The organism is Sphingomonas sp. CD22 (genome assembly GCF_034556155.1).
In the GTDB taxonomy this organism is placed as follows: Bacteria; Pseudomonadota; Alphaproteobacteria; order Sphingomonadales; family Sphingomonadaceae; genus Sphingomonas.
In genome coordinates, this window is the sequence record NZ_JAYDYX010000003.1 from 23,355 (window position 1) to 40,619 (window position 17,265).

General features: G+C 69.7%; 16 protein-coding genes. 11 read left to right on the forward strand and 5 right to left on the reverse strand.

What is annotated here, in order from left to right:
• The first annotated feature begins 68 nt into the window (after positions 1 to 68).
• The 5 genes from SFC76_RS06470 (at position 69) to SFC76_RS06490 (ending at position 5,387) form a co-directional block, all read left to right on the forward strand.
• Positions 69 to 1,190: a CDP-alcohol phosphatidyltransferase family protein gene (locus tag SFC76_RS06470; protein ID WP_322848672.1), complete on the forward strand. Its 1,122-nt coding sequence runs from the start codon at positions 69 to 71 to the stop codon at positions 1,188 to 1,190.
• The gene (locus SFC76_RS06475) at positions 1,187 to 2,551 is read left to right on the forward strand and encodes a lipopolysaccharide biosynthesis protein (RefSeq protein WP_322848673.1); all 1,365 of its coding nucleotides are present in this window, start codon (positions 1,187 to 1,189) and stop codon (positions 2,549 to 2,551) included. Before SFC76_RS06470 ends, SFC76_RS06475 begins: the two co-directional genes overlap by 4 nt.
• A gap of 162 nt (positions 2,552 to 2,713) precedes the next feature.
• Complete coding sequence (locus SFC76_RS06480; RefSeq protein WP_322848674.1) at positions 2,714 to 3,730, forward strand: diacylglycerol/lipid kinase family protein; 1,017 nt, start codon at positions 2,714 to 2,716, stop codon at positions 3,728 to 3,730.
• Complete coding sequence (locus tag SFC76_RS06485) at positions 3,727 to 4,641, forward strand: hypothetical protein (protein ID WP_322848675.1); 915 nt, start codon at positions 3,727 to 3,729, stop codon at positions 4,639 to 4,641. Before SFC76_RS06480 ends, SFC76_RS06485 begins: the two co-directional genes overlap by 4 nt.
• Positions 4,620 to 5,387, forward strand: coding sequence for a nucleotidyltransferase family protein (locus tag SFC76_RS06490; protein ID WP_322848676.1), 768 nt, complete (start codon positions 4,620 to 4,622; stop codon positions 5,385 to 5,387). The genes SFC76_RS06485 and SFC76_RS06490 overlap by 22 nt, the downstream gene beginning before the upstream one ends.
• Before the next feature lie 3 nt (positions 5,388 to 5,390).
• Here the strand turns inward: SFC76_RS06490 and SFC76_RS06495 are convergent, their stop codons facing one another.
• Positions 5,391 to 6,092, reverse strand: coding sequence for an HAD-IB family phosphatase (locus tag SFC76_RS06495; protein ID WP_322848677.1), 702 nt, complete (start codon positions 6,090 to 6,092; stop codon positions 5,391 to 5,393).
• Positions 6,093 to 6,181: 89 nt separating this feature from the next.
• Here SFC76_RS06495 and SFC76_RS06500 point away from each other — a divergent pair, with 89 nt between their 5' ends.
• Positions 6,182 to 6,946: a hypothetical protein gene (locus tag SFC76_RS06500; protein ID WP_322848678.1), complete on the forward strand. Its 765-nt coding sequence runs from the start codon at positions 6,182 to 6,184 to the stop codon at positions 6,944 to 6,946.
• 143 nt (positions 6,947 to 7,089) lie between these two features.
• Here SFC76_RS06500 and SFC76_RS06505 read toward each other — a convergent pair whose 3' ends face one another.
• Positions 7,090 to 7,980: a prephenate dehydratase gene (locus SFC76_RS06505; RefSeq protein WP_322849081.1), complete on the reverse strand. Its 891-nt coding sequence runs from the start codon at positions 7,978 to 7,980 to the stop codon at positions 7,090 to 7,092.
• 115 nt (positions 7,981 to 8,095) lie between these two features.
• Between SFC76_RS06505 and SFC76_RS06510 the strand changes: the two genes are divergently transcribed.
• Complete coding sequence (locus SFC76_RS06510) at positions 8,096 to 8,794, forward strand: cytochrome c family protein (RefSeq protein WP_322848679.1); 699 nt, start codon at positions 8,096 to 8,098, stop codon at positions 8,792 to 8,794.
• Between the two features lie 259 nt (positions 8,795 to 9,053).
• On the opposite strand, the gene SFC76_RS06515 is transcribed toward SFC76_RS06510, so the two are convergent.
• Both SFC76_RS06515 and SFC76_RS06520 read right to left on the reverse strand, forming a co-directional pair.
• Complete coding sequence (locus SFC76_RS06515; protein ID WP_322848680.1) at positions 9,054 to 9,929, reverse strand: TIGR00730 family Rossman fold protein; 876 nt, start codon at positions 9,927 to 9,929, stop codon at positions 9,054 to 9,056.
• Between the two features lie 144 nt (positions 9,930 to 10,073).
• On the reverse strand, positions 10,074 to 10,742 hold the full coding sequence (locus tag SFC76_RS06520; RefSeq protein ID WP_322848681.1) for an extensin family protein: 669 nt from the start codon (positions 10,740 to 10,742) through the stop codon (positions 10,074 to 10,076).
• A 133-nt stretch (positions 10,743 to 10,875) separates the two neighbouring features.
• On the opposite strand from SFC76_RS06520, the gene SFC76_RS06525 reads away from it, so the two are divergent.
• The 4 genes from SFC76_RS06525 to SFC76_RS06540 all read left to right on the forward strand — a co-directional run bounded on the left by SFC76_RS06525 (position 10,876) and on the right by SFC76_RS06540 (position 16,686).
• Positions 10,876 to 12,030 carry a phosphoserine transaminase gene (locus SFC76_RS06525; protein WP_322848682.1) on the forward strand — a complete coding sequence of 385 codons (1,155 nt, stop codon included), beginning with the start codon at positions 10,876 to 10,878 and terminating at the stop codon, positions 12,028 to 12,030.
• A 154-nt stretch (positions 12,031 to 12,184) separates the two neighbouring features.
• Positions 12,185 to 13,762, forward strand: a complete 1,578-nt coding sequence (serA, locus tag SFC76_RS06530; RefSeq protein ID WP_322848683.1) for a phosphoglycerate dehydrogenase — start codon at positions 12,185 to 12,187, stop codon at positions 13,760 to 13,762.
• A gap of 84 nt (positions 13,763 to 13,846) precedes the next feature.
• Positions 13,847 to 14,947 (forward strand): ATP phosphoribosyltransferase regulatory subunit, encoded by a 1,101-nt coding sequence (locus tag SFC76_RS06535; RefSeq protein ID WP_322848684.1) that lies wholly within the window; start codon positions 13,847 to 13,849, stop codon positions 14,945 to 14,947.
• A gap of 449 nt (positions 14,948 to 15,396) precedes the next feature.
• Positions 15,397 to 16,686: an adenylosuccinate synthase gene (locus tag SFC76_RS06540; RefSeq protein WP_322848685.1), complete on the forward strand. Its 1,290-nt coding sequence runs from the start codon at positions 15,397 to 15,399 to the stop codon at positions 16,684 to 16,686.
• 63 nt (positions 16,687 to 16,749) lie between these two features.
• On the opposite strand, the gene SFC76_RS06545 is transcribed toward SFC76_RS06540, so the two are convergent.
• Entirely contained in the window at positions 16,750 to 17,217 is a 468-nt protein-coding gene (locus tag SFC76_RS06545) for a hypothetical protein (RefSeq protein ID WP_322848686.1), read from the reverse strand.
• Between the last annotated feature and the right edge of the window lie 48 nt (positions 17,218 to 17,265).

Consider the following 17,265-nt stretch of genomic DNA (forward strand, 5'->3'; position numbering starts at 1 on the left):
CAGCCCCCACATGCGGCTGCGACCACCAACGGCTATCCGGATCGTGCGGGTGGCGCTATCCGGCGGGGATGGTTGCCAATCCTTCGACCCTGCCGACCGTCGTCCCGGTCGGCGACAATCCCACGCCGATCTGGGGCATGACCAACGCCGAGCGGCTGCGGCGGATGGCCGTCGCGCGCAAGCTGCGCTTCGGCGAGGCGGTCGGCGACGACGTGCTGCTCGCCAATCTCGCCTTTGCGTTCGATCCGTCGTGGCTGCCGCATCTGCTGGGCCGGCCGGGGACGGTGCTGACCCGCGCGGGCGTGCCGGTACTGGGGCATGTCGCCGCCGGGGACGCCGAGCGGGTGAAGGCCGCGATGCTGGCCGACCGGCCGGTGGCGCTCGACGGGCTCGCGGTGATCGAGGCGGAGGATGAGAACGGCATCTTCAACGAGGCGCTGCGCAAGCGCGAGCGGCCGTTCGCCGATCGGCTGACCCCGGCGAGCGTCCCCGCAATCGAGCGGGCAAGCTATACCGGCGCGTACAAGGGCGTCACCGATCTCCTCACCAAATATCTCTGGCCCGAATGGGCGCTGTGGCTGACGCGACTGTGCGCGCGGGCGGGGATCTCGCCCAATCAGGTGACCGCGATCGGATCGGTGCTGTGCATCGTCGCGACAATCGCCTTCTGGTATGGCTGGTTCTGGAGCGGGCTGGCGATCGGCCTCGTCTTCATGGTGCTCGACACCGTCGACGGGAAGCTGGCGCGGTGTACGATCACGTCGTCGGCCTTGGGCAATGCCTGGGATCATGGCGTCGACCTCGTCCATCCGCCGTTCTGGTGGTGGGCGTGGGCGACGGGGTGCGCGGCCTATGGCCGGCCGCTCGACCATGACACGTTCGTCGCGGTGATCGCGGCGATGCTGTTCGGCTATGTCGCGCAGCGGCTGATCGAGGGCGCGTTCATCGCCAGGTTCGGGATGCACATCCACGTCTGGGAGCGGTTCGACAGCCGCTTCCGGCTCGTCACCGCGCGGCGCAACCCGAATATGGTGATCCTGTTCGCCGGGCTGCTGATCGGGCGGCCCGATTGGGGGATCGTCGCGGTGGCGGTGTGGACGATGCTGTCGCTGGTCGTCCACCTCGTCCGGCTGGGGCAGGCGATGGCGGCGAAGGCGCGCGGGCGGAGGATCGTCAGCTGGCTGGCGTGACCCCGGAATTGCCCGACGCCGGCGTCGAGGCGGGGATCGAGGCGGGGATGTTCCCCGGCGGGCCGATGCGCGCGATCGCGCGCAATCTCGGCTGGATGCTGGCGAGCCGCGGCGTGCTGGCGGTGCTCAGCCTCGTCTATCTGGCGATCGTCACGCGGACGCTGGGCGTATCGGGGTTCGGCCGGTTCGCGCTGATCACCGGCGCGAGCCAGGCGCTCGCCACCGTCGTCGGCTTCCAGACGTGGCAGATCATCGTCCGATACGGCACCGAACATCTCGCTCCCGGCGGCGAGACGCGGCTGGCACGCCTGTTCAAGGCGTGCGGGCTGCTCGACATGGCGAGCGCGGTGATCGGGGTGATCCTCGCCGCGATCATCATCCGCACCTGGGGCGAGCCGCTCGGCGTGCGGCCGGTGCATATGCGAGCGACGATGCTGTTCACGATCGCGCAATTGCTCTCGATCCGCTCGACTCCGCTCGGCATCCTGCGGCTGCGCGACAGGTTCTCGTTCGCTGCGGCGGCGGACAGCGTGACGCCGGTGATGCGGCTGCTCGGCGCAGTCGTCGCGGCGGTGTTCGTGCCGAGCGTCAGCGGCTTCCTCGTCGCCTGGGGGCTGGCGGAGGTGTTGACCGCGGCGGCCTATTGGGCGGCGCTGGCGCGGACCGGCGACCTGAAACTGCTGTTCGCGCGCGGCATCGGCGTGCGCGACGTGGTCGTCGATCATCCGGGGATCATCCGCTTCTCGCTCGCCACCAACGCCAGTTCGTCGCTCGGCCTGTCGAGCAAGCAGATCCCGCTGCTGCTGGTCGGCGGCACCGTCGGCACCGCCTCGGCCGGCGCGTTCCGGCTGGCGCTGCAACTGGCGCAGGCGCTGACCAAAGTGTCGCAATTGCTCGCCCGCGCCGCTTTCCCCGAGATCGTGCGCGCGGTCGCCGCGGGGGGACTCGCGCGGGTGCGGCGGATGATCCTGCGCTCGTTCCTGATGGCGACCATCGTCGGTGCGGTCGCGTTCCTGCTCGTCGTGCTGCTCGGCCATCCGGTGCTGACGCTGATGGGCGGCAAGGCGTTCGGCCGCGCCTATCCGATCCTGCTGTGGCTCGCCGCCGCGGGATGTATCGACCTCGTCACCGTCGGGTTCGAACCGTTGCTGCTCGCCGCCAACCGGATCGGCGCGACGTTCATCGCGCGCGCCGTCGGCATCGTCACGCTGTTCGGCGTCAGCTTCTGGTTAAGCCCGTCGCTGGAGGTGATCGGCGTGTCGATCGCGGTGCTGGTCAACGCCTTCGTCGTCGCGATCCTGCTCGGCCTGGCGACGCAATCGCTGCTGCGGGTGAAACCAAGCGACCCGGCGCGAGTTTGACCGCGACAGGCTGAACGAGCGAAATTGCGAAAATATCGGCGCAAATTCTTGTTGGGGCCGTAATCCTGCCCATTTCCTCTGTGACAGTTTGATGAAGAACTCGTGACGGAAGGGCGCAGGTTGGCGACTCGGATTGATGGACGATTGCCGGCCGGGCAGACAATGGCGGAACGCGTTGGCGACGCGCTGTGCCGCCGCAACGCGCTGCCGGACGCGCCGCGCACCGGTCGCCTGTCGGTGCCGCGCGTGCCGGCGCCGGCGCCTGCGGTACTGCGCGTCGGGGTGATCGCCAACGGGCGCAGCCATCGCAACCTCAAGCAGGGCATGCGGCTCGACCACTGGCCCGACGTCTCCTATGCCGCGCCCGATACGTTCGAGGCACTGGAAGAGACGCTGCGCGATTATGCGGCGCGCGACATCGGGCTGCTGGTGGTCAATGGCGGCGACGGCACGCTGCGCGACGTGATGACCGCGGCGGCGCGCGTGTTCGACACGCTGCCGGCGATGGCGATCATCCCGTCGGGCAAGACCAATGCGCTGGCGCTCGACCTTGGCATTCCCGACGATTGGACGGTGCGCGACGCGATCGCGGCGGCGCGCGCCGGCCGATTCGTCCAGCGGGCGCCGGTCGAGATCCTGCGCGGCGACGACCGGCGGCCGGCGGCGCGCGGCTTTCTGCTCGGCATGGGCGGCTTCGTCCGCGCCACCGAACTGGCGCAGAGCACGCATCGCGTCGGCGCGTTCAACGGCGTCGCGGTGGCGCTGTCGCTCGGCTGGAGCATGGCGCAGACGCTGTTCGGCGGCGCCGACAACGAATGGCGCCGCGGCACGACGATCCGCGTCGGCGAGGACGGCCGCACGCCGGTGACGCGGCAGCTCTATCTGCTGCTCGCCTCGACGCTGGAGCGGATGCCGGTCGGGCTGAAGCCGTTCGGGCGGCCGCGGCCGGGGCTCAAGCTGCTGACGGTCGATGCGCCGCCGCGCCACCTGTTCCGGATGCTGTCGCCGATCCTGACCGGCACCGCGGGCAGCCCGGCGGTGGCCAAGGGCTTCGCGCGCACCGATCCGCACCAGCTCCGCGTCACCGCGGACGAGGGCTTCATCCTCGACGGCGAATTGTTCGCCGGCGGCGACCTGACCATCCGGGCGGGAGCGCCGATCCGGTTCGCCGCCCCGTGACGCAGACGCTGCTGTCGTTCGTCGCCGACGAACTGGAGGCGGAGGTGAGCGCGCCGATCGCCGCGGCGGCACGCGAGGTGACGCGGCGGCTGGGCGGTGTCGCGGTGCTGTTCTACGGATCGGTGCTGCGCACCGGCGACCTGGACGGCGTGCTCGACTTCTACGTGCTGACCCCGCCAGCGCGCGGCTGGGGATTGCGCGCCTGGGCGACGCGGACGCTGTGGCCCGACGTCAGCTTCCACGAGATCACGCTCGGCGCGCGGGTGATCCGCGCCAAGGTGGCAGCGATGCCGCTCGACACTTTCTGCCGCGCGGTCGAGGGGCGGACGATCGACACGACGATCTGGACGCGCTTCGCGCAGCCCGCAGCGCTGGTCTGGGCGGCCGATCCGCTGGTGCAGGCGCGGGTGGTGCGCGCGGTGGCCTATGCCGCGGCGACGGCGGCGCGGTTCGCCGCGGTGCTCGGGCCGCAATATGGCCAGCCGGCGGATTTCTGGCTGGCGCTGTTCCGGCAGACCTATTCGGCCGAATTGCGCGTCGAGGCGCCGGGGCGCGAACGGCAGATCCTCGCCTTCGTCCCCGACCGGTTCGACGCGCTGCTGCCGCTGGCGTGGCAGGGGGCGGGGATCGGGCACGAGCGGCGGGGGGGCGACTATGCGCCCGTCGTCGCCGAGCGCGACGCGCGCGCGACGCTCGCCGCCTGGTGGCTGCGCCAGCGGCTCGGCAAATGGCTCAATGCGGCGCGGCTGATGAAGGCCGCCTTCACCTTCGAGGGGGCGGGCCGCTACGGCTTGTGGAAGCTGCAACGCCATACCGGCGTCGACCTGCCGCTGACGCGCTGGCGCGAGCGGCATCCGATCCTCGCCGCGCCGGGGGTGATGTGGCGGGTGTGGCAGACGCGCGCGTCATGAGCGTCAACGCGCTGGTGCTGGCGGGATCGCGCGGTGGCGTCGATCCGCTGGCGGACTATGCCGGGGTCGCGGACAAGGCGCTGATCCGGATCGATGGCGCGACGATGCTGGAACGGGTGGTCGTGGCGCTGCGCGCGGCGGGGGTGGCGCGGATCGCGGTGTCGGCCAATGCCCCTGCGGTGCGTGCCGAGGCGCTGCGGCTGGGCGCCGAGCCGGTCGATGCGGCGGCGGGGCCGAGCCTCAGCACGTTGCAGGGATTGCGCGCGCTGGGCGCGCCGTTGCTGGTCACCACCGCCGACCATGCGCTGCTGCGGCCCGAATGGATCACCGACTTCCTCGCCGATGCGCCGGCGGAGGCCGATGTCGCGGCGCTGCTGGCGCGGCGCGACCTGGTCGAGCGCGACGCGCCGCCGACGCGCCGCACCTATCTGCGCTTCGCCGATGGCGGCTGGTCGGGGTGCAATCTGTTCCTGCTGCGCACTCCCGCGGCGGAGGCGGCGATCGGGCTGTGGATGTCGGTCGAGCGGGACCGCAAACGGCCGTGGCGGATCGTCCGGCGGCTGGGGCCGGGGACGCTGCTGCGTTATGCCACCGGGCGGCTGACGCTGGATGGCGCGCTGGCGCGGCTGGGCGCGCTGGTCGGGGTGCGGGCGGCGGCGGTGGCGGCGCGGCACGGACTGGCGGCGGTCGACGTCGACAAGCCCGCCGATCTCGATCTGGTGCGCGGGCTGGTCGAGCGGGGCTGACGCTCAGTCGTTCCAGTCGACGATCCGCCAGCCGCGCTGCCCGGCGACGCGGCGCAGCGCCGCATGCGGATTGACCGCGATCGCCTCGTCCGCCCAGTCGAAACTCGGCACGTCGGAGACATGGTCCGAATAGACGCGGACGTATGCGGCGGCGCGGTTGATGCCTTGGTCGGCGAGCCAGGCCTCGATCATCGCGCGCTTGGCGGGGCCGTAGCAATTGCCGCCCGCGATCCGCGGCAGCAGATGGCCGCGCGCGTCGATCGCTGTGGCGGTGGCGATCAGCGCGTCGGCGGCGACGTCGCGTGCGATCGCCTCGGCATAGAAGCGATAGGCGGCGGTGGCGACGACGATGCGATAGCCGGCGGCGCGGTCTTCGGCGATCTGCGCGCGCGCCTTGCGGCGGATCTGCGCCGGGCCGAAGCGGACGAGCCAGTCCGCCGCGAGCCGCTCCGCCCGCGCCGGCGACAGCGTGCCGAGCGCCGCGCGATGCATCACCTGCTTCAGCCGGTCGCGGTGGATCAGCCCTGCGCCCTTGAGCGCCGCCGCGCCGAGCACGACCGGCAACAGCGCCAGCCGCCACGGCGCGTGCCGCAGCACCGCGTGAAGCAGGAACGGCGTCCAGGTCGGCGCGCGGGTGATCGTCCGGTCGAGGTCGTAGATCGCGATTCGTCGACGCGTTTCAGGCGGGTAGGCTGTCGGCTGCATGACGTCGCGATGACAAGCGAAGGTGGCATTGGCATGGCGGCGCGCAAGTGGTTGCGGCGCGCCGATCCGCGCGCTACGCGCAGCGTCCCATGCGGTCCTATCAGCCTTCGTCGGACCGTCGCCGGGCAATCTCCCTCGCCCTCACGATCGCCGCGCATCTGCTGATCGCGTTCCTGCTGTGGCAGCTCGCGCCGGTGTTCGACCAGACCAAGGAGCCGGGGCGGTCGCTGACCGTCAACATGCTGCCGGTCGGCGACAATGAATCGACCGCGACCAAGTCGACCAAGGCGCCCGCGCGCGCCGCTGCCAAGGCGAGCCGCCGCACCGCGCCCGAGCCGCCCGCCGCGCCCAAGACGCCGGCGCCCGACACTTCCGTGCCGCCGCCGGTCGATACGCCGTTCCCCGGCTATCTGGTGCTCAACAAGAACGATTTCGCCGCCTCCGACGTCGGCAAGATGCCGTCGCGCAAATCGGGCGGCAGCGCAGGCAAGCAGCTCGCCGCGGCGGATGGCGCGGGCGACGGCGATGCGGGCGATTCGAGCGCGGCGGCGGGCGTCGGACCGGGCGGGCAGCGATTGTACAACGCCGAATGGTATGTCGAGCCGGCGCAGTCGCAGCTGTCGCCCTATCTGCCGCCCAACGTGCCCAAGGGCGCCTGGGCGGAGATCGCGTGCCGCACCGCCGCCAGATACACGGTCGAGGATTGCGTCCAGCTCGGCGATTCGCAGCCGGGATCGGGGCTCGCGCGCAGCATCCGCGAGGCGGCGTGGCAGTTCAAGGTCCGCCCGCCGCGGATCAACGGCAAGCCACAGATCGGCGCCTGGGTGCGCATCCGGATCAGCTTTACCAAGTAATTCCCTCGCGCAGCGGGGGAGGGGGACCGCCTGGCGGAGCCGGGTGGTGGAGGGGGCTTTGCCGCAAACGGGAAGCTTACCGTATCCTCCCCCTCCGTCAGTGCTTCGCACCGCCACCTCCCTCCTGGCGGGGAGGGATTGGGTTACCCCCGCTCTCGCGCCCGCCGGTAAGTGCCGAGCAGCCGCAGCCATTTGGAGTGGAAGCCCAGCTCCTCCAGCGCGTGGTCGACCGCGGGGTCGCCGGGCCGGCCCTCGATATCCGCGTAGAATTCGGTCGCGGCGAAGGTGCCCGAGCGCTGGTAACTTTCCAGCTTGGTCATGTTGACGCCGTTGGTCGCGAAGCCGCCCATCGCCTTGTAGAGCGCGGCGGGGACGTTCTTCACCTCGAAGATCAGCGTCGTCATCCACGGGCCGTCGCCGACCGGCGGCTTGCCGCCACGCGCGAGCACGACGAAGCGCGTCGTATTGTGGTCCGCGTCGGCGATGTCGACGCCGAGCAGGTTGAGCCCGTACAGCGCCGCCGCGCCCGGCGGTGCGAGCGCGGCGATCCGCGGGTCGCCGCGCTCGGCGACATAGGCGGCGGCGCCGGCAGTGTCGGGATAGGAGACCTGGTGGATGCCGTGCGCCTTCAGCCAGTGGCGGCACTGGCCGAGCGCCTGCGGGTGGCTCATCGCCTCGCGCACCTCGTCGCGGCTGCCGGTGGCCATCAGCGCGTGGCGGATCGGCAGGAAGTGTTCGCCGGTTATCACCAACCCCGATTCCGGCAGCAGGAAATGGATGTCGGCGACGCGGCCGTGCAGCGAATTCTCGATAGGGATCATCGCGCAATCGGCGCGGCCGTCGCGCACCGCGTCGATCGCATCCTCGAAGGTGAAGCAGGGCAACGGCAGGCCGTCGGGAAAGGCTTCGGATACCGCGACATGGCTGTTGGCGCCGGGCGCGCCCTGAAAGGCGACCGCGCGATCCGGGCTGGCGGCGGCGGCGGCGGTCATCGCGGCGACGAGCGGGCGGGCGGGGGCGGCATAGGTCTCCATCGCGCCGAGGCGGTAGAGCGCCTGCCGCCGGCCAGCAAGCGCATGCTTGCGGAGCCAGACGCCGTTTCCTATGGGTTCACGGCGCAAAGCAAAAAATAGGGGCAGCGTTAGGCAGATGGATAACCGCACCAACACGATCGCCGGGTGGACGCTGGCAGCCTGCGGGATTGCGCTCGGTCTGTCGATCGTCGGCGGCATGGCCTTCCACAGCGAGCGCCCCGAGAAGCTCGGCTATGCCATCGAAGGCGTCGAGGCCGAAGGTGCCGCCGGCGGCGCCGCCGCCGAAGTGCCGATCGCCACGCTGCTGCCCACCGCCGACGTCGCCAAGGGCGCGGAAGTGTTCAAGAAATGCGCTGCCTGCCACACCGTGACGCAGGGTGGCCCGAACGGCATCGGCCCGAACCTCTACGGCACGCTGGGCGAGGGCATCGGCCAGGGCAAGGGCGGCTTCGCCTTCTCCGACGCGCTGAAGGGCGTCGGCGGCAATTGGGACTTCGACAAGATGAACGCGTGGCTGACCAGCCCGCGCAAGTTCGCGCCGGGCACCAAGATGACCTTCGCCGGGCTCGGCAATCCGCAGGATCGCGCGAACGTGATCGCCTATCTCAATTCGCAGGGGTCGAACCTGCCGCTGCCCGCGGCGCCGCCGGCCGGGGCGGCCGCCGCCAAGCCCGATGCCAAGGCGCCGGCGGGCAAGGATTCGGTGACCAACACCGATGCGGTCAACAACCTCGGCAACACCGGCACGCCCGCCTCGGGCGCGCCGTCGGTCGATCCGAACGCCGCGATCGAAGGCGCCAAGGCGGGGAAGTAAGCGGGTTTATCGGTGAGGACGCGAGAGCCCCCGCTCGCTTTCACCCTGCGCCGGCGGAATTAACATTCAAGTTAAAATCCTCCCCCGCCAGGGGGAGGTGGCGCGGCGCAGCCGTGACGGAGGGGGAGGACACGGAACACACGTGCCACTTACCTCCCCCTCCGTCATGCCTTCGGCATGCCACCTCCCCCTGGCGGGGGAGGATTTTAGTTGGAAACCTGAGTATCGAACGGTTTTAGGGCGAATGCCGCTGCCCGCCTTACCCCTCCTTCTTCGCCTGTTCCTCGTAGAATTCGCGCACGACGTCCCACGCCTCTTCGGCGGTCTCGACATAGGTGAAGATGCCGAGGTCGCGCTGGCTGACCACGCCTTCGTCGACCAGCGCCTGGAAGTTGATGACCTTCTCCCAGAATTCGCGGCCGAACAGCAACACGGGAATCGGCTTGATCTTGCCGGTCTGGATCAGCGTCAGCAGCTCGAACAATTCGTCGAACGTGCCGAAGCCGCCGGGGAACGCCGCCAGTGCGCGGGCGCGCAGCAGGAAGTGCATCTTGCGCAGCGCGAAATAGTGGAACTGGAAGCTCAGCGACGGCGTGACATAGGGGTTGGGCGCCTGTTCGTGCGGCAGGACGATGTTGAGTCCGATCGATTCGGCGCCGACATCCGCCGCGCCGCGATTGGCCGCCTCCATGATCGACGGGCCGCCGCCCGAGCAGACGACGAACTGGCGCATCCCGCGCTGATCGCGGGGTACCCGGCTGGCGATCTGCGCCAGCTCGCGGGCGACGTCGTAATAGCGGCTCTTGGCGACGAGTCGCTCGGCGATCGCGCGGCTGGCGTCGTCGCTCGCCATCTCCAGCATCGCATGCGCCTTGGCGGGCTCCGGAATGCGTGCCGAGCCGTACATCACGAAGGTCGAGGCGATCTGCGCCTCCTCGAGCAGCAATTCGGGCTTCAGCAGCTCGAGCTGGAAGCGGACGGGACGCAGGTCCTCGCGCAGCAGGAAGTCCATGTCCTGGAAGGCGAGCTTATAGGCGGGATGCTCGGTCTGCGGCGTCGAGATCGCCTGCTGCGCGCTCGCGGCGTCCTGGCTGGCGCGGGGGAAGACCCGTTCGGGAAGGCGTGTATCGGTCATCCGCGGGCGTTAGAGCAAAGCCCGAAAGGGCTCAACGCCCGATCTGCCTGGCGCAGTGTCGTCGCCCTCGGCACCCCGGCCTTGCGCCGTGGTCGCGCTCGGTTCTGCTCGCCGCCAGCGAGATGCCGGATCCGCTCGCGATCGTCACCGGCACAGGCCGGCGCGATCGTCTTCGAGGTGCAGATGGTTGCGGTGCGCGGCGTTATAGGCCGGCGACAGGACCGTGCCGAAGCGCTTGCAGGCCGAGGCATGGATCGTCGAGAGGAAGCGCTGCACCTGCGGGTCGGGCGAGGTCCAGTCATTGAGGATCGTCACCCGCCGCCCGTCCTTGAGCGTCACGCCGCCGACGTCGATCGCATTGGCGATCGCATGGCCCGAACGGCGGTCGCCGCCGCGGCGCGTGCCGACGACGTTCCGGCAGGCATAGCTGCCCATGCTCTGCACGCTGGCGAGTTCGCTGCCGAGGATCTGGTACGCCGCCGGTGCCAGCGCATTACGCACCCAGCCCGAGAAGGCACGCGCCTCGCCGCAGCGGATCGCGGTGATGCCGGTGACGGGCACGCCGATGTCGGTGAGCTGCACCGCGCCGGAAAGACCGCAACCGTTGCCGAAATCCTTGTCGGGCAGCACGCGGTAGCTGACGTCCATCTGGCGCAGGTCGGCAAGGCATTGCGCGGTCTGGCGGGCGGAGACGGTGACGATCGAATCACGCGGGGCGGGCGCGGGCCGTTCGCGACGGCCGCAGGCGGCGAGCAGGGTCAGCATCATGACGATGCCGAGGATACGCGGATACTGGAACACGACCGCGATCATGCGCCAGACGGCCCGCCACAAACAAGTCCGCCCCGGCACGATCCCGGCTTGCGCGATGCACCGACCGTCTCTAGGGCGGTCGACGGGCCACGCCGCCCCAACGCGGCGCGTGCTCTCTGTGAGGAGAGATACATTGACGGATACCGCTACCGCACCCGCGTTGGGTGCGACCAAGCCTGGCACGAAGCCGGCTCGCCCCTTTTTCAGCTCCGGTCCCTGCGCCAAGCCTCCGGGCTGGGACGCATCGCAGCTCGCCACCGACTCGCTCGGCCGCTCGCATCGTTCGAAGATCGGCAAGCAGCGGCTGCAATATGCGATTCAACTGATGCGCGAGACGCTCGGTCTGCCCGACACGCACCGTATCGGCATCGTCCCCGGCTCCGACACCGGTGCGTTCGAGATGGCGATGTGGACGATGCTCGGGCAACGGCCGGTCACGACGCTCGCCTGGGAGAGCTTCGGCGAGGGCTGGGTGACCGATGCGGTCAAGCAGCTCAAGATCGATCCCACCGTCATCCGCGCCGATTACGGCCAGCTTCCCGGCCTCGACGCGGTCGACTGGTCGAACGACGTGCTGTTCACCTGGAACGGCACCACCAGCGGCGTGCGCGTACCCAATGCCGACTGGATCCCGGCGGATCGCGAGGGCCTGAGCTTCGCCGACGCGACCTCGGGCGTGTTCGCCTATGACATCGACTGGGCGAAGATCGATGTCGCGACGTTCAGCTGGCAGAAGGTGCTGGGCGGCGAGGGCGGCCATGGCGTGCTGATCCTCGGGCCGCGCGCGGTCGAGCGGCTGGAAAGCTATACGCCGGCCTGGCCGCTGCCGAAGGTGTTCCGCCTCGTCTCCAAGGGCAAGCTGACCGAAGGTATCTTCAAGGGCGAGACGATCAACACGCCGTCGATGCTCGCGGTCGAGGACGTCATCGTCAGCCTCGAATGGGCGAAGTCGCTCGGTGAGCGGGGCCTGATCGGCCGGTCGGACGCCAATGCCGCCGCGCTGGACACAATCGTGGCGGAGCGCGATTGGCTCGGCCATCTCGCCGCCGATCCGGCGACGCGATCGAAGACCAGCGTCTGCCTCACCGTGGAGGGTGCCGACGAGGCGCTGATCAAGGCGATGGCGTCGTTGCTCGAAAAGGAAGGCGCGGCGTTCGACGTCGCCGGCTATCGCGATGCCCCGCCGGGCCTGCGCATCTGGTGTGGCGCGACCGTCGACACCGCCGATATCGCGGCGCTCGGGCCGTGGCTCGACTGGGCCTACGCCACCGCCAAGACGGCGGCCTAACCCTTTCCGCCCCACCTTCGTCATTCCGGCGAAAGCCGGAACCCATGGATGCGGTCCGTGCGCCAATGATGCGCGCCGTGTCCATGGGCCCCGGCTTTCGCCGGGGTGACGAGAGGGGGGCGTCCCCCGACTTCCCTATTCGAAAGACATACCCATGCCCAAAGTCCTCATCAGCGACAAAATGGACTCCAAGGCCGCGCAGATCTTCCGCGAGCGCGGCGTCGAGGTCGACGAGATCACCGGCAAGACCCCGGACGAACTGATCGCGATCATCGGCCAGTATGACGGCCTCGCGATCCGCAGCTCGACCAAGGTGACCAAGGCGATCCTCGAACATGCGACCAATCTGAAGGTCGTCGGGCGCGCCGGCATCGGCGTCGACAACGTCGATATCCCCGCGGCATCCGCCAAGGGCGTGGTGGTGATGAACACGCCGTTCGGCAATTCGATCACCACCGCCGAACATGCCATCGCGCTGATGTTCGCGCTCGCCCGCCAGTTGCCCGAGGCCGATGCCTCGACCCAGGCGGGCAAGTGGGAGAAGAACCGCTTCATGGGCGTCGAGCTGACCGCCAAGACGCTCGGCCTGATCGGCGCGGGCAATATCGGCTCGATCGTCGCCGATCGCGCGCGCGGGCTCAAGATGAAGGTGGTGGCGTTCGATCCGTTCCTCACCCCCGAGCGCGCGGTGGAGATGGGCGTCGAGAAGGTGACGCTCGACGAGCTGCTGGCGCGGGCCGACTTCATCACGCTGCACACGCCGCTGACCGACCAGACGCGCAACATCCTGTCCGCCGAGGCGCTGGCCAAGACCAAGAAGGGTGTGCGGATCATCAATTGCGCGCGCGGCGGCCTGATCGATGAGGCGGCGCTCAAGGCAGGGCTCGACAGTGGCCATATCGGCGGCGCCGCGCTCGACGTGTTCGTCGAGGAGCCGGCCAAGGCCTCGCCGCTGTTCGGCACGCCCAATTTCGTCAGCACGCCGCATCTCGGCGCGTCGACCACCGAGGCGCAGGTCAACGTCGCGATCCAGGTCGCCGAGCAGATGGCCGATTTCCTCGTGTCGGGCGGCGTCACCAACGCGCTCAACATGCCGAGCCTGTCGGCGGAGGAAGCACCCAAGCTCAAGCCCTATATGGCGCTCGCCGAAAAGCTCGGGTCGCTCGTCGGCCAGCTCACCACCGGCGCGATCACGCGTATCTCGGTCCATACCGAGGGCGCGGCGGCGGAACTGAACGCCAAGCCGATCACCAGCGCGGTGCTCGCCGGTTTCCTGCGCAACCAGACCGACACGGTCAACATGGTCAACGCGCCGCTGCTGGCGCGCGACCGCGGTGTCGAGGTGCGCGAGGTGCGTACCGAGCGCGAGGGCGATTACCACACGCTGCTGCGCGTCTCGGTGAAGACCGCCGACGGCGAGCGCTCGGTCGCCGGCACGCTGTTCGGCGATCAGGCGCCGCGCCTTGTCGAGCTGTTCGGCATCAAGGTCGAGGCCGATCTGGTCGGGCCGATGCTGTATGTCGTCAACGAGGACGCGCCGGGCTTCATCGGCCGGCTCGGCACCGCGCTGGGCGAGGCGGGGGTCAACATCGGCACCTTCCACCTCGGCCGCCGCTCGGCGGGTGGCGAGGCGGTGCTGCTGCTCTCGGTCGACGAGCCGGTCGACGGGGAACTCCTCGCCAAGGTCAAGGCGCTGCCCGGCGTCAAGACCGCGATGGGCCTAACGTTCTGATCGCTTCCTGCTGATGGGGCAGGGGCAATGCCGTCGCGATACGGCGTTGCCCCCGTTCCCGCCCATGGATAGGGGAAGCGCACGATGACACCCCTGCTTCCCGAAGGCTTTCGCGACCGATTGCCGCCGCACGCCGATGCCGCCGCCGCCGTCGAGACGCGCGTGATCGAGGCGGCGCGCCTCTACGGCTATGAGCGCGCCGATCCGCCGTTGGTCGAATATGCCGATGCGCTGGGCTCGCGGCTCAAGGACGGCGCGCTGACCGATGCGGTGCGCTACGTCGATCCGGTGTCGCAGCGGACGCTGGCGATCCGTCCCGACGTCACCGCGCAGATCGCGCGGATCGCGGCGACGCGCATGGGGCATCACCCGCGCCCGGTGCGATTGTCCTACGCCGGGCCGGTGCTCAAGCTGCGCAGCCCCGAACTCGCCCCGGCGCGCGAATGGCGGCAGATCGGCTGCGAGCTGATCGGGCTCGACTCGATCCCCGCCGCGCAGGAGGTGGTCGGGGTCGCGGTGTCGGCGCTGACGGCTGCGGGGGCGACCGGCCTGTCGATCGATTTCACCTTGCCCGATTTGGTCGATACGCTGGCGGCGGGGCCGCTGCCGGTCGCCGCCGATCGGATCGCATTGCTGCAGGACCGGCTCGACGCCAAGGATGCCGGCGCGGTCGCCGCGATCGCCCCCGGCTATCTGCCGCTGATCGAGGCGGCGGGGCCGTTCGACAGCGCGATCGCGCGGTTGCGCGCCTTCGATACCGGGCAGGTGCTCGCCAGCCGGCTCGACGGGCTTGCCGCGATCGCGGCGGGGCTGGGGGAGGGCGTCGCGCTGACGCTCGATCCGACCGAGCGGCATGGTTTTGAATATCAGTCGTGGCTCGGCTTCTCGCTGTTCATCGCCGGTGCGGCGCGCGAGGTCGGCCGCGGCGGCACCTATGCGGTGATGCACGAGGATGGCGCCGAAGAGGCGGCGACCGGCTTCTCGCTCTATGCCGATGCGATCCTCGCCACCGCCGGCACGGTCGATCGCCGCCGGCTGTTCCTGCCCTTCGGCACGCCGGCCGAGGCGGGCACCACGATGCGCGCCGCCGGCTGGGTAGCGGTCGCGGCACTGACGCCCGGCGACACGCCCGAAGCGCAATTGTGCACGCACCTCTACGCAGAAGGTGAGGCGCGGGCACTCTGATCGTTGCGCTGCCGTAAAGACCGATGACAAAGTCGCAGGCCGACGATTAGGCTGTCCGCGGCGGCGATCCTGCCGTCGATCCGATGGAGAGCATCATGTCGTTTGGCGACTTGTGCCTTTTCCTGGCGGCGTTGTTCGGCTTCGGCACCCTCCTGTTGAAGGTTGTCGAGGTGGCGCGTCACAGGTAGGCCACGGGCGGGGGCGCGTTGCCGCGCGTCCCCAACGAAAGAACCCCCGCCATTGCCGTGGCGGGGGTTCATCCAATGGCAAAGCCATGTCGTTTGGCACCACCCTTATAGCGAATCCGCGCGGCGATGACAATCGCCCGCCCAACGGTTGACCCCGCGGGCGCACCCCGGTAGGCGCGCCTTCGCATCTCAGGACCGTTCGTGTGCCGAGTCCTGTCGAAGGGCGCACGGATCAACGCCGGCAGGCGGAGACCTGTATCCATGGCCAATGTAGCAGTCATCGGCGCGCAATGGGGCGACGAAGGCAAGGGCAAGATCGTCGATTGGCTCGCCGAGCGCGCCGACATGGTGGTCCGCTTTCAGGGCGGCCACAACGCCGGGCACACGCTCGTCGTCGGCGACAACGTGTATAAATTGTCGCTGCTGCCCTCGGGCATCGTCCGCGGCACACCGAGCGTGATCGGCAACGGCGTCGTGCTCGATCCCTGGGCGCTCAAGGCCGAGATCGAGCGGCTGGCGGCGCAGGGCGTCTCGGCGACGCCGGAGACGTTGCGCATCGCCGACAATTGCGCGCTGATCCTGCCGCTCCACCGCGACCTCGACGGGCTGCGTGAGGATGCGTCGGGTGCGGGCAAGATCGGCACCACGCGTCGCGGCATCGGCCCGGCCTATGAGGACAAGGTCGGCCGTCGCGCGATCCGCGTCTGCGACCTCGCGCATCTCGATGATCTCGGGCCGCAGCTCGACCGGTTGCTTGCGCATCACGATGCGTTGCGCGCCGGCTTCGGCTCGCCGGCGATCGACCGCGACGGCCTGATCGCCGAGCTGCGCGACATCGCCGGTTTCGTACTGCCCTTCGCCAAGCCGGTGTGGCGCGACCTCAACGCGGCACGCGCGGCGGGCAAGCGGATCCTGTTCGAGGGCGCGCAGGGCGTGCTGCTCGACGTCGATCACGGCACCTATCCGTTCGTCACCTCGTCCAACACGATCGCCGGCACCGCGGCGGGCGGGTCGGGGCTCGGGCCGGCAGCGGTGGGCTTCGTGCTCGGCATCGCCAAGGCCTATACCACCCGCGTCGGCTCGGGGCCGTTCCCGACCGAGCTGGAAGACGAGACCGGCGAGCGGCTCGGCGTGCGCGGGCATGAATTCGGCACGGTGACCGGGCGCAAGCGGCGCTGCGGCTGGATCGATACCGTCCTGCTGCGCCAGTCGGCGGCGGTCGGCGGCATCACGGGGATCGCGCTGACCAAGATCGACGTGCTCGACGGCTTCGAGCAGGTGAAGATCTGCACCGGCTATCGCCTGCGCGGACAGGAGCTCGACTATTTCCCGGCGCATGCCGCGGACCAGGCGGCGGTCGAGCCGATCTACGAAGTCATGGAAGGCTGGCAGGAATCGACCGCGGGCGCGCGGAGCTGGGCCGATCTGCCCGCGCAGGCGATCAAGTACATCCGCCGCGTCGAGGAACTGATCCGCTGCCCGGTGGCGCTGGTTTCGACCAGCCCGGAGCGGGAGGACACGATCCTCGTCCGCGATCCCTTCGCCGACTGACGCCGGACGCGAAAAAGCCGGGCGGTGTGACCCGCCCGGCTTTTGCTTCATCGGTTAGGATGCTTATTGCGGCGTCGGGGTGCCGCCGGTGGTCGACCCGGTCGTGCCGCCCATCGTGCCGGTGGTCGAGGTGCCACCCATGGTGCCGGTCGTGCCGCCGCCCATCGTGCCCGTGGTCGAACCGGTGCCGGTGCCCGTGGTGCCGCCCATCGTGTCGGTCGAACCGCCCATGGTGCCCGTGGTCGAGCCGCTATCGGTGGTCGACGTCGAACCGGTGCCGGTCGAACGGCTGCTACGGCTGCTGCGCGACTTCTTGCCCGAACGGCTCTGCGTCATCGTGCCCGAAGTTGCCGAAGAGTCGGTCGGCGAGGTGGTCGTCTGACCGCCCATCGAGCCGCCCATCGTTCCGGTCGGGCTGCCGGACGTCGTGCCACCCATCGTTCCGCCTGCGGTGCCACCCGTGGTCGTCTGAGCATAAGCTGCGGCGGGGATCAGCATGGCCGCTGCCATGATTGGAATGATCTTACGCATCGTTCTCTCCTGCAAAATCTTGCAGGCCCCCAACGGGTTGGGTTAGAG

Bases quoted from the DNA above. Each gene is read 5' to 3' on its own strand.
- SFC76_RS06510 (WP_322848679.1), top strand. From the start codon at position 8,096: ATGGATAACCGCACCAACACGATCGCCGGGTGGACGCTGGCAGCCTGC.
- SFC76_RS06500 (WP_322848678.1), top strand. From the start codon at position 6,182: ATGCGGTCCTATCAGCCTTCGTCGGACCGTCGCCGGGCAATCTCCCTC.
- SFC76_RS06480 (WP_322848674.1), top strand. From the start codon at position 2,714: ATGGCGGAACGCGTTGGCGACGCGCTGTGCCGCCGCAACGCGCTGCCG.
- SFC76_RS06520 (WP_322848681.1), bottom strand. From the start codon at position 10,742: ATGATCGCGGTCGTGTTCCAGTATCCGCGTATCCTCGGCATCGTCATG.
- SFC76_RS06470 (WP_322848672.1), top strand. From the start codon at position 69: ATGGTTGCCAATCCTTCGACCCTGCCGACCGTCGTCCCGGTCGGCGAC.
- SFC76_RS06535 (WP_322848684.1), top strand. From the start codon at position 13,847: ATGACACCCCTGCTTCCCGAAGGCTTTCGCGACCGATTGCCGCCGCAC.
- SFC76_RS06505 (WP_322849081.1), bottom strand. From the start codon at position 7,980: ATGGAGACCTATGCCGCCCCCGCCCGCCCGCTCGTCGCCGCGATGACC.
- SFC76_RS06540 (WP_322848685.1), top strand. From the start codon at position 15,397: ATGGCCAATGTAGCAGTCATCGGCGCGCAATGGGGCGACGAAGGCAAG.
- SFC76_RS06545 (WP_322848686.1), bottom strand. From the start codon at position 17,217: ATGCGTAAGATCATTCCAATCATGGCAGCGGCCATGCTGATCCCCGCC.
- SFC76_RS06495 (WP_322848677.1), bottom strand. From the start codon at position 6,092: ATGCAGCCGACAGCCTACCCGCCTGAAACGCGTCGACGAATCGCGATC.
- SFC76_RS06515 (WP_322848680.1), bottom strand. From the start codon at position 9,929: ATGACCGATACACGCCTTCCCGAACGGGTCTTCCCCCGCGCCAGCCAG.
- serA (WP_322848683.1), top strand. From the start codon at position 12,185: ATGCCCAAAGTCCTCATCAGCGACAAAATGGACTCCAAGGCCGCGCAG.